Here is an 11157-nt window from a genome sequence, read left to right on the forward strand (position 1 = left end):
TATGGAAACTCAAATGTTGAGGTACACTTTAGAAAAGTTAGAGAAATTAGGACATATTAAAACTTGTACTAAAAAAGTAGATGCTAAATTTGAACTTGGAGCAGTACTAAGATACTTTGATAACGAAGTTCCAATAATATTTAATAATATAAAAGAACATAAAGTCCCTTTGGTTGGAGGTCTTTATGGAAATAGACAAATATTTTATGATTTAATGGATACGAATAAAGAAAATAGGATATTTAAATTTATGGATGCTATAGCTAATCCTAAATCTGTAAGAAAAATTAGTACTGGCCCTATTAAAGAAAATATTATAACTAAAAATATAGATGTAAAAAAATTATTTCCAATTCCAACATCACATGAAAAAGACTCATCAAGCTTTATAACTTCTGGAATGCTTATTGTAAAAGATCCAGAAACTAATGATACTCATATGGCAGTTAGAAGATTTCAAGTAAATTCAAAAACAAATATAAGTGCATTAGTATCAGGAGCGTCTCCTCATTTAAGAAAGATTATAAAAAAAAGTGAAGAAAATAATAAACCTATAGAGTGTGCAGTGGTATTAGGTTATGATGCTGAATATTTAATAGCATCTCAAATAAGTTCATCAAAGTATGGACTTGATAAACATAAGGTTTATAGTGCCCTAAAAGGTGAAGAATTAGAAGTTGTTAAGTGCCATAGTGTAGATATAGAAGTACCAGCTTATTGTGAAATAGTTTTAGAAGGGGAAATAGTTCCTAATAAAAAGGTCGTAGAAGGTCCTTTTGGAGAATTAATGGGATATTATGGTGAAGTAGCACCTAACCCAGTTATGGAAATAAAAACAATAATGCATAGAGATAAACCAATATTTCAACATGCATTCCCTTGTAGAGAAGAACACTTATCAAACGGGCTTATAAGAGAAGCTGAGATGTATAGCATATTAAATAGTGTTGTAGATGTAGATGATGTAAATGTAACTGTTGGAGGAGGATGTAGACTTCATGCAATAGTTAGTATAAATAAAAACAATGAAGGTGATGGAAAAAGTGCAATTTTATCATCACTTGGAAGTAGCAAGGATTTAAAACATGTAGTAGTAGTAGACAATGATGTTGATATATATAGTTGTAAAGATATTGAATTTGCACTTTCGTCTAGAGTACAAGGTAGTGATGATATAGTTATAATTAAAAATGCATTAGGAAGTGGTCTTGAAGCGTCTCATGTTTATAAAGGCCTTAGTGATAAAATAGGAATAGATGCGACAAAACCATTAGATGTAGATTTGTTTGATAGAGCTATAATACCAGAATATGAAAATATAAATATAAATGATTATTTTTAAGACCAATAAATAAAACCTACTTCAAGAGAGGTGAAGAATTTGAATGCTTTAGGAATAGTAGAAGTAAAAAGTATGATAGGAGCGATAGTAGCAGCAGATACTATGTTAAAATCTGCAGATGTAGATTTAATTGATATAAATTTAGTAGGATCAGGTATAGTAGCAGCGATAGTAAGGGGCGACGTAGCAGCAGTACAAGCGGCAGTTGAAAATGGAAAAGAAAGTGCTAGTAAAGTAGCACAAATAATATCAACAAATGTTATAGCAAGACCTCACGATGAAGTAAGCAAAATATTATAGGTGGTGAATCAAGTGGCGAGTTCATTAACTAAAACGATAATGAATAATATATCAAAGAAAGCTATTAATAAAAACGATAACAAATGCTTTGAAACTAATAGCGTAAGAGTTAATCATATAAATGAAAAAGAAGAAGCGTTTTTAAAGAATATACTATATAAAAATAATACTAAAATAAATTTAAACTATATAAAAAATAACCAACAACCTAAAAATAACAATTCAAAAATAACAATTCAAAGTCTACAAAGCTTTAGTGAAAAGACAAATAACAACTCTGTTAAAGAAAAACCTAAAGATAAACAAAATAAAAATATGATTAGCTTAAAAGAGTTAGCTAAATAAGGGGGATAATGATGAGAAAAGCCCTAGGAATGATAGAATCTATAGGAATCACAACTGCAATAGCTGCCCTAGATAGTGCGAGCAAAGCGGCAGATATTACGTTAATTGGTTTTGATAAAGTGATTGGCGTAGAAAAATCAGTAAGTATTACCATTCATATAGCAGGAGAAGTAGCAGCAGTAAATGCAGCAATAGAAGCAGGAGTAGAAGCAGGAAACAAAGTGGGAAGGGTTGTTTGTAGCAAAACTATACCAAGACCACATGAAGAAGTAGATTTTTTAATAAAAGAATTTGAAAAGAATTTAAAAGAAAAAGAAACTAAAAAAAGTAAATAAAATTATAGGAGGTATATATTATGGGTCAAGCATTAGGAATGATAGAAACTAAAGGATTAGTAGGTGCTGTTGAAGCCGCAGATGCTATGGTGAAATCTGCAAATGTAACTTTAATGGGATATGAAAAAATAGGATTTGGGTTAGTAACAGTTATGGTAAGTGGAGATGTAGGTGCTGTAAAAGCAGCAGTGGATGCAGGAAGTGAAGCAGCAAGAAATGTTGGAGAGCTTCATTCAGTTCATGTAATACCAAGACCACACTCTGAAATTGAAAGAGTCATGTTAAGCAGAGAATAAGTAAATGAAAAATAAAAAAAACTTAACAGATTCAATATTAAAAAATATAGGAGACGGTTTAAAAAAAAATGTTGCTACAACAAATAAATTTATAAAAAATGAAGATGTTAAGTCAAATTCATTTATAATGGTTCCTACAAATCACCCTAACATAGATGAAATATTAAAACTGTTAAACAATTTTAAAGAAGATAATGTATCTGAAGAAATTAAAGAAGAAGCTAAAAAATCCGTAATAACTTTAAGTGATATATTAAATTCTAATCAAGAAAAATTAATTATACCAAAACATTCTATAATAACACCCATGGCAAAAGACTATATAAAACAAAAGAAAATAAAAGTGATTTTTACTGAAAATAAAGAACAATAGGGGAGAAATTATGCAAATAGGAAAAATAATAGGAACAGTAGTTGCAACTAGAAAAGATGATTCATTAGTAGGTAGTAAGTTAATGATAACTCAGCCATTAAATTTTAGAAATGAAATAGAGGGCAAACCTTTAATTGCAGTAGATACAGTAGGAGCGGGGATTGGTGAATTGATTATATATACAGAAGGAACAGCTGCTAGAAATGCAACTAAAAAACATGATTCATCAATAAATGCTGCAATAATAGGTATTGTTGATAACATAGATGTATGGGAGGATTAACATTGAAGTATATAAAGCAAGCAATGGAATATAAAGAGTTAATAGATACTCTTATGAGTAATAAACACCATGCAGATATTGTTTTGTATGGAGGAAATGTAGTAAATGTATTAACTAGAGAAGTATATAATGCAGATATTGCTATAAAGGGCAAGTATATATTATTAGTTGGAGATTGTGAAGATTTAATAGGTGAGAATACTATAGTTGTAGACGTATCTGGTAAATATTTATCTCCTGGTTTTATAGATTCTCATATGCATTTTGAGAGTAGTATGTTAACAGTAACTGAATTTTCTAGACTTTCAATACCATCAGGAACAACAACACTAATAGCAGATCCTCACGAAATAGGAAATGCATTAGGACCAGTTGGAATGAAAGCTATGGCTGATGAAGCGAATGTATTACCAAATCATGTTAGATTTGTAGTTCCAGCACTTACTCCAGATTGTCCAAATTTAGAAACAGCAGGTGTAGATGTAAGTTCTAAGGATATGGAAGACTTATTAAATTATAAAAATATAATAGGCATAGGTGAACTTCAAGGATTTAGCAATGCAAAACATGTATATAAAAATACACCAGAAATAATAACTGATTTATTAGCATCAACTACATACGCAAAGAGTATAGGTAAAGTAGTTGATGGAAATGCACCTGATTTATTTGGTAAAGAACTTGCTGCACATATAGTGTGTACTGGTGGAAAATGCTCTTGTCATGAAACTACAACCAAAGAAGAATGTGTAGAAAAACTAAGACAAGGTGTATATGTATTTATGAGAGAAGGTTCAACTCAAAAGAATATGGGTGAATGTATAAAAGCTATAACTGAAGAAAAATTAGATTCTAGAAGATGTATATTAGCAACTGATGATATGGTAGCAGAAGATCTTGAAAAATTAGGGCACATGAATGAAATCGTAAAGAGAACTATAAATCAAGGGGTAGATCCTATTGAAGCAATACAAATGGTAACAATAAACCCAGCAACATATTTTGGTTTAGAAGATAGAGGTATATTATCACCTTCGAAAGTTGCAGATATAGCTATAATAAATGACTTAAAAGAAATGGATGTTGAGGCTGTATTTATAGAAGGGAAGCTAGTAGCATCAGATAAAGAACTTTTAGTTCCTCTACCAAAATATACTTATCCAGATTCTGTTAAGAACTCTGTAAAAAGAGAAAAATTAGTAGATGAAGATCTAGAAATAAGAAGTGATGAAAAGAAAGTAACTGTAAGAGCTATAAAAGCAATACCTGATCAAAATTTAACAGAATGTTTAGAAGAAGAAACTACTGTTAAAAATAGTGTAGTACAATCTGATGTATCTAATGATTTATTATATATAGCTTGTGTTGAAAGATATGGAAGAAATAATAATATAGGTAAGGCATTTGTAAAAGGTTTTGGACTTAAAAAAGGAGCTTTTGCAGAAAGTGTTGCACATGATACTCATAATATAACTGTTGTTGGAACTAATATAGCTGATATGGTGGTTGCAGTTAATAAAGTTATAGAAATGGGTGGAGGAATAGCTGTTGTAAATAATCAAAGGGTGCTAGAAGAATTAAGACTTCCGGTTGGAGGGCTTATAACTGATGAACTTACTGGTAGCGAAGTTAGTGAAAAAATAGTATCTCTTGAAAAAACTGTAAGCAAAGGCTTAGGTGGAAGTATACATGCACCTTTCATGCATTTATCTTTCTTAGCACTATCTACAAGCCCTAAGTGGAAGATTACTGATAAAGGCCTTATCGATGTTAATAATTTTGAGATACTAAGCCCAATTGTTTAGATAGAAAATTAAATATATAAAAGTATAATAGGGTTGCCTTTTAATAAAAAGGTAACCTTATTTTGTGGATTTATATAATTTAAAAGGCATAGATGTAATACTGCAGTTTTAAACTTGATAAAATTAAACAATATAAGTAACCCAAACTCAATTCAGATTGGTATGATTTTAAAAATACAATAAATAATAAACTTAAATTGTATGGGTACGTTTTCTGTTGTTAATTATTATATATTTAATTATAATCTAATTATAAAGAATTAATAAGGGGAGATATAGATGAATTATAAAACTAGAAAAATTGTATTAAATGGACTATTAACAGCTTTGGTATGTATAGCTACAATGGTTATTCAAATTCCTACACCTGGCACAAATGGATACATTAACGTAGGGGATGGTATAATATTTATTTCATCAATTTTATTTGGACCAGCTTCAGGTATGGTTGCAGGAGGGATTGGATCTGCATTAGCAGATATTTTAAGTGGATATTCTCATTGGGCATTATTTACTCTTATTATAAAAGGATTTGAAGGATATTTAGTGGGTATACTAATAAGAAATAATCATACAATTATAAAAAATATATTTGCAACAGGAATTGGATCTCTAGTAATGATTACAGGTTATTTTTTGGCAGGTGGAATATTAAATGGAAGTTTCATAGCTTCTGCAGCATCTATTCCATCTAATATTGTCCAAGGTATGGTTAGCATGGTTATAGCGATTGTGCTTTCTAATTGTTTAAGTAAAGTAAGTTATGTAAAAGCATTTAAATATAAAGCTAAGGCTTAAAATTAAAAAATTAATATAGTATATAAAATAAACAGTAGTTTAGGTGAATATTTCTAGACTACTGTTTATTTTATGAATTTTAAATAATATACAAATCAAGTTCCTATTGATATAATTATTCAAATGATAAATTTTGTTAATAATAAACATTAATAAGAGAGGATAGTTAAATGATAAATATATTAGTTGCAGAAGATGATAAAAGGATACTAAGATTAATAGCTGATTTTCTTAAAAAAGAATCTTATAATGTATTCACAGCAGAGAACGGACAAGATGCACTTGAAATTTTTATTAAAGAAAGTATATCCTTGGTTATTTTAGATATAATGATGCCTATATATGATGGATGGCATGTGTGTATGGAAATAAGAAAAAAATCTGATATACCAGTTTTAATACTTACAGCAAGAGATAGTGATTTAGATGAATTAAAGGGATTTGATATAGGTGCGGATGAGTATATTTCTAAGCCTTTTAATCCAAAATTATTAATGGCTAGAGTAAAAAACTTACTAAAAAGAGTAGAACATAATAACTTATTAAAAAATGAAAGTAGTATTGACTTAAAAGATGATTTGCACAATAAAAATATATTGTGTTATGAAGATGTATGTATAGATTTAGAAGAAAAATTAATGAAAATAGATTCTGAAATAATTGAATTAAAACCAAAAGAATATGATTTAATAGTTTTATTTATTAAAAATAAAAATAGATTATTTGAAAGAGAAAATCTTCTTGATTTAGTTTGGGGATATGATTATTTAGGAGATCCTAGAACTTTAGATACTCATATAAATAGGTTGAGAAATAAGTTGGGATCAAAAGCACACCTATTAAAAACTATAAGAGGTTTTGGATATAAGTTTGGAGGTGAGTAGTTTGAAGTCTATAAAAAATAAGTTACTCACAGGAATTATATTGATAAATTGTACAATTCTAATTGGAATAATTGCTTTTAAATTAAATTTCGAGGATTTTTATATAAAACAAACAAGTAAGGACTTAAATAATCTTGGTAGCTCAATTTTAAGTTTAACAAAAGAAGAAAATAAAGATAAATTAATAAATTACATAGAAGAAAATAGTGATAATAATATACTTATTGATGTTTTTGATAAAAATGATGTAATTATATACTCTAATAATTTCAAATCTATGGAAATGCATAATAATCAACATATGCAAAGAAAAAATAATGGTTTGATAACTGATAAAAACAAAATAAATCAAAATTTAAATTCTTATATTGTAAACAATAAACAAGGAACGGAATTTTTAGCAACATATACACAGTCAAAGGATAAAGATTATTCAATAGTATGCAAGATGCCTATAAGCTCAATTAAAAGTAGTGTTAATATAGCTTCAAATTTTTTACTTATAATTTTTATCCCTATAATACTTCTTGGTATATTTATGGCGATATGGTTTTCTAAGAAATTCACTAAACCAATAATAGAAATTACAAATATAAGCAATAAAATATCTAATTTAGATTTTGATGAAAAAATTAATATACATACAAATGATGAAGTAGAGGTTTTAGGTAATAGTATAAATAAATTATCTTTAAAAATTAAGAGTACTATGGATGATTTAAAAATTAGAAATGAAAAATTAGAAATACTTATATCTAATAAAATCAAACAAGAAAAATTAAAAAAAGAATTTGTATCTAGTGTTTCTCACGAATTAAAGACTCCTATAACTATTATAAATGGATATGCAGAGGGCCTTAGAAGTGATATTTTAGAAAATGAAGAAGATAAAGCTTTTTATATAGATGTCATCTGTGAAGAAAGTGAAAAAATGGGTGTGATGGTAAATGATTTACTAGATTTGTATAAGATGGAATCTAAGACGTTTAAGATTGAAAAAAAAGAAATAGATATTGATGATTTAATAAAAAGTACACTTAAAAAACATGAATTTTTGTTAAAAGAAAAAGATATAAGTATGTATTTGAACTTAGAAAATAATAATGTTTTAAAAAATGTGATTTTAGGGGATGAGTTAAGAATTGAGCAAGTTTTAAATAATTTATTAAATAATGCTATAAGCCATGTTGACTTAAACAAGCAGATTATAATATCAAGAGAAGAAACAAAAGATTGTATCAAGATAAGTGTGTTTAACTCTGGAGATAAAATAGATGAAGAGCACTTAGAAAAAATTTGGGATTCTTTTGTAAGAATAGATAAGGTTAGAAACTCTTCCCAAAATAGAGTAGGGTTAGGTCTTGCTATTGTTAGAGAGATTATAAATCTTCATAATGGAGAATATGGGGTTTTAAATAAAGAAAATGGAGTTGAATTTTGGATTAAATTAAAAAAATTTAGTTTGTGACATTGGTGTGACATTGGGGTTTTATAATAAAGATACGAAATAAATAATTTATTAGGAGGTAATATTTATGAAAAAATCTTTAATAGCTTTAGGAGTAGTATCTTTATTAGGACTTGGAACATTTAATGTAACAGCCAATGCAAGTGAGCAAGTTGCAAAACCAAAGGCAGAAACTTTAACAAGTACACCTATAAAAAACAGAACAGACTGTAAATTAAGTGAAGAACAACAATCTCTTTTAGAAAAAGGATATAATGAGTTAACAGTTGAGGAGAAAGCTACATTTGATAAATACCATGGTGAATCTAAGAAAGATTTAAATGAAGAACAAATAAATGAGTATTTCAAAGTTCATGATAAAGCATTTAAGTATATGGATGATAATTTTAAAGCAGAAATGAAAGAAAAAAGAGAAGAAAGACAAACTAATAGAGAAAACAGAGGACAACATAAAGGTCAAGGAAATAAAGGTAATCAAAGAGGCCAAGGAAATGGTGCATGTAACAATTAAATTTTAATAAGATTATAGAAAAAGATAGATTTAATTTTAAATTAAATCTATCTTTTTTTTATGTAAATTATATTAATTTACCACTCACATATCTATGATAAATATGTCTATCATCACCTAAATAAATGAATTTTTCTAATCTTTCAAGTAAACTGTAATTATCAAAATTAAGATCCGAGTCATCTATAACAAGAGCATCAAATTCATAATCTTTTTCAAAACTTCCAATATTTCCAAAGAAAGAACCGCCACCCTTAGTAGCTATATAAAAAGCTTCACTAAGTGTTAAAAAATCATATTCTTTATTTTGAGCCCATATAAGTTTTGAAAATTCTATAGCATAAACAATGGCCTTGAAAATTGAAAAACTATGACCGCCGCTTACATCACTTCCAAATGCTATCTTGACATTATTGTTTAGAAGCTTCCTTATAGGCATTATACCACTACCTAAATTTGCATTTGAAGTAGGGCAATGAACTGCATAAACATTTTTAGTTTTCATAAGATTTATTTCATCATCTGTTAAATGAACACAATGTGCCATAAGTGTAGGGGTATCACCAAATAAATTGTAACTATCATACACATCTCCATAAAATTTAGAACGTGGATGAAGTTCTTTTACCCAATTTATTTCGCCTATGTTTTCAGATAAATGAGATTGAACAGGTAAGTTGTATTTTATGGCTATTTCACCTAGGTTTTTTAGCAAAATTTCACTACAAGTAGGTACAAATCTAGGCGTTATAATAGGTTTAACTAATTCTGATTTATTTAGATATCTTTTTATAATGTCTAAAGTATCATTAATTGAAGTCATGGTATATTCACAAAGACTATCACACGAGTTTCTATCCATATTTACCTTACCAACACAACCACCAATGCCAGAGTCTATTAAAATATCCATCAACTTCATTGTAGATTCTTTATGTATTGTTGCAAAAGCAGCTACCCGCGTAGTTCCATTTTTATATATTTCTTTTACAAACTTAGAATACATTTTTTTGCCATAATCAATATCTTTATATTTTGATTCCTCAGGAAATGTATAATCGTTAAGCCAAGGAAGCAATTCTTTGTCCATAGCAATGCCAACATTTCTAAATTGAGGAGCGTGACAATGTAAATCATTCATTCCAGGAATTATAAGCTTATCTTTGTAGTCTATTAATTCGTAGTTTTTATATTGTTTTGGAATTTCATTATAAACACCAACTATTTTATTATTAGATAAAATAATATAGCCATCTTTTATTATTTCAAATTTATCATATGTAGGAGTAAAAATAATGTTTCCTTTAATAATTTTCATTAAACACCTCTTAAAAAATTTATTGTATTTGATATTGAATATATATGATTATTGCTTAACAAATATTCAGTATCAAATACAATAAACTACGTAGAAAATAAACTTTTAAAGTTGTACAAAAACCTTTCAAAAGGTACTATAAAAAACTAAAAAATCATATCTTTTAAGTAACCAAAAAATTAATCAATATGAGATTAGTATAGTAAAACAAGTAAATTTTATTTTGGAGGATAATATGGTTAAAGAAGTATTTAAAGTTAAAAGTTTAGAAAGTGCGCTATATATACTTGAAGTTAATAAATATAGAGCAAAAGTTATAGCGGGTGGAACTGATTTAGTTGTTGATATGAAAAATGACAAATTTGATAAAGAAATTTTAATTGATATATCAGATGTAAAACAGCTTAAGTTTATAGAAGATGAAGGGGATATTATGAAAATAGGTGGATGCACCACACTTAATGAAATCATAAAATCACCCAAAATAAACTCTAACTTGCAAGGTTTAAAAAAAGCATGTAGTTTAGTAGGTTCACCTCAAATAAGAAGTAGAGCCACAATAGGTGGAAATATATGCAATGCATCACCAAGCTCGGATTTAATACCCCCACTTTTAGCACTAGATGCTAAGGTATGTATACAAAGTAAAAATTCTGAGAGAAAAGAATACTTAAAGGATATATTATTAGACAAAAATAAAATTAAACTAAATGAAGATGAAATTTTAAAGTATATAGAATTTAAGAATTTAAATCCAAATCAAGTGCTATCTTTTGTTAAACTTGGTTTTAGAAAATCATTATCAATATCTAAAATCTCATGCAGTGTATTGCTAGAAATAGAAGAAAATAAATTTAAAAATATGAATATAGCATTAGGAGCATTAAGCAAAATAGCAATGCGAGAATATGAAGTTGAACAATATTTAAAAGGAAAATCTATTAATCAGAATACTATCAATAAAGCATTAGATATAGTGCAGGAAAGTATTAGTGAGCGATTAAAAAATAGAGCAAGTGTAGAATTTAAATCTAATGCAGTTAAAGGCGTATTAAAGCAAGCTATATATGAAGGCATAAGCTTATATAATATTAATTAA

Annotated in this window: 14 protein-coding genes; 13 read left to right on the forward strand and 1 reads right to left on the reverse strand. The window is 27.7% G+C overall.

Annotated elements, in window-relative coordinates; translation table 11 throughout:
* Position 1: 1 nt before the first annotated feature.
* From QOZ84_RS10650 to QOZ84_RS10705, 12 genes are all read left to right on the forward strand, one after another.
* Positions 2–1342: a UbiD family decarboxylase gene (locus QOZ84_RS10650; protein WP_284132950.1), complete on the forward strand. Its 1341-nt coding sequence runs from the start codon at positions 2–4 to the stop codon at positions 1340–1342.
* Positions 1343–1381: 39 nt separating this feature from the next.
* Positions 1382–1642, forward strand: a complete 261-nt coding sequence (locus tag QOZ84_RS10655; protein WP_026901003.1) for a BMC domain-containing protein — start codon at positions 1382–1384, stop codon at positions 1640–1642.
* A gap of 12 nt (positions 1643–1654) precedes the next feature.
* A complete protein-coding gene (locus QOZ84_RS10660; protein ID WP_284132952.1) occupies positions 1655–1987 on the forward strand; it encodes a hypothetical protein in 333 nt (110 codons plus the stop codon).
* An 11-nt stretch (positions 1988–1998) separates the two neighbouring features.
* Positions 1999–2322 (forward strand): BMC domain-containing protein, encoded by a 324-nt coding sequence (locus QOZ84_RS10665; RefSeq protein ID WP_284132953.1) that lies wholly within the window; start codon positions 1999–2001, stop codon positions 2320–2322.
* Between the two features lie 17 nt (positions 2323–2339).
* Positions 2340–2618 (forward strand): BMC domain-containing protein, encoded by a 279-nt coding sequence (locus QOZ84_RS10670; RefSeq protein ID WP_334305496.1) that lies wholly within the window; start codon positions 2340–2342, stop codon positions 2616–2618.
* Between the two features lie 4 nt (positions 2619–2622).
* Entirely contained in the window at positions 2623–2991 is a 369-nt protein-coding gene (locus QOZ84_RS10675; RefSeq protein ID WP_284132954.1) for a hypothetical protein, read from the forward strand.
* Between the two features lie 10 nt (positions 2992–3001).
* The gene (locus tag QOZ84_RS10680; protein WP_284132955.1) at positions 3002–3274 is read left to right on the forward strand and encodes a EutN/CcmL family microcompartment protein; all 273 of its coding nucleotides are present in this window, start codon (positions 3002–3004) and stop codon (positions 3272–3274) included.
* A 2-nt stretch (positions 3275–3276) separates the two neighbouring features.
* Positions 3277–5079: an adenine deaminase gene (gene ade / locus QOZ84_RS10685; RefSeq protein ID WP_284132956.1), complete on the forward strand. Its 1803-nt coding sequence runs from the start codon at positions 3277–3279 to the stop codon at positions 5077–5079.
* 279 nt (positions 5080–5358) lie between these two features.
* Positions 5359–5877 carry an ECF transporter S component gene (locus QOZ84_RS10690; protein WP_284132957.1) on the forward strand — a complete coding sequence of 173 codons (519 nt, stop codon included), beginning with the start codon at positions 5359–5361 and terminating at the stop codon, positions 5875–5877.
* A gap of 170 nt (positions 5878–6047) precedes the next feature.
* A complete protein-coding gene (locus QOZ84_RS10695; RefSeq protein WP_284132958.1) occupies positions 6048–6761 on the forward strand; it encodes a response regulator transcription factor in 714 nt (237 codons plus the stop codon).
* Between the two features lies 1 nt (position 6762).
* A complete protein-coding gene (locus tag QOZ84_RS10700) occupies positions 6763–8229 on the forward strand; it encodes a sensor histidine kinase (RefSeq protein ID WP_284132959.1) in 1467 nt (488 codons plus the stop codon).
* A gap of 67 nt (positions 8230–8296) precedes the next feature.
* Complete coding sequence (locus tag QOZ84_RS10705; RefSeq protein ID WP_284132960.1) at positions 8297–8740, forward strand: hypothetical protein; 444 nt, start codon at positions 8297–8299, stop codon at positions 8738–8740.
* A 67-nt stretch (positions 8741–8807) separates the two neighbouring features.
* On the opposite strand, the gene guaD is transcribed toward QOZ84_RS10705, so the two are convergent.
* On the reverse strand, positions 8808–10058 hold the full coding sequence (guaD, locus tag QOZ84_RS10710; RefSeq protein WP_284132961.1) for a guanine deaminase: 1251 nt from the start codon (positions 10056–10058) through the stop codon (positions 8808–8810).
* Positions 10059–10293: 235 nt separating this feature from the next.
* On the opposite strand from guaD, the gene QOZ84_RS10715 reads away from it, so the two are divergent.
* Complete coding sequence (locus QOZ84_RS10715; RefSeq protein WP_284132962.1) at positions 10294–11157, forward strand: FAD binding domain-containing protein; 864 nt, start codon at positions 10294–10296, stop codon at positions 11155–11157.

The organism is Romboutsia sedimentorum (assembly GCF_030131845.1).
GTDB lineage: Bacteria > Bacillota > Clostridia > Peptostreptococcales > Peptostreptococcaceae > Romboutsia_D > Romboutsia_D sedimentorum.

Excerpts from the sequence above, each read along its gene's own strand:
- QOZ84_RS10650 (WP_284132950.1), top strand. The coding sequence starts at position 2 with ATGGAAACTCAAATGTTGAGGTACACTTTAGAAAAGTTAGAGAAATTA.
- QOZ84_RS10665 (WP_284132953.1), top strand. The coding sequence starts at position 1,999 with ATGAGAAAAGCCCTAGGAATGATAGAATCTATAGGAATCACAACTGCA.
- QOZ84_RS10675 (WP_284132954.1), top strand. The coding sequence starts at position 2,623 with ATGAAAAATAAAAAAAACTTAACAGATTCAATATTAAAAAATATAGGA.
- QOZ84_RS10680 (WP_284132955.1), top strand. The coding sequence starts at position 3,002 with ATGCAAATAGGAAAAATAATAGGAACAGTAGTTGCAACTAGAAAAGAT.
- QOZ84_RS10690 (WP_284132957.1), top strand. The coding sequence starts at position 5,359 with ATGAATTATAAAACTAGAAAAATTGTATTAAATGGACTATTAACAGCT.
- QOZ84_RS10695 (WP_284132958.1), top strand. The coding sequence starts at position 6,048 with ATGATAAATATATTAGTTGCAGAAGATGATAAAAGGATACTAAGATTA.
- QOZ84_RS10705 (WP_284132960.1), top strand. The coding sequence starts at position 8,297 with ATGAAAAAATCTTTAATAGCTTTAGGAGTAGTATCTTTATTAGGACTT.
- guaD (WP_284132961.1), bottom strand. The coding sequence starts at position 10,058 with ATGAAAATTATTAAAGGAAACATTATTTTTACTCCTACATATGATAAA.
- QOZ84_RS10715 (WP_284132962.1), top strand. The coding sequence starts at position 10,294 with ATGGTTAAAGAAGTATTTAAAGTTAAAAGTTTAGAAAGTGCGCTATAT.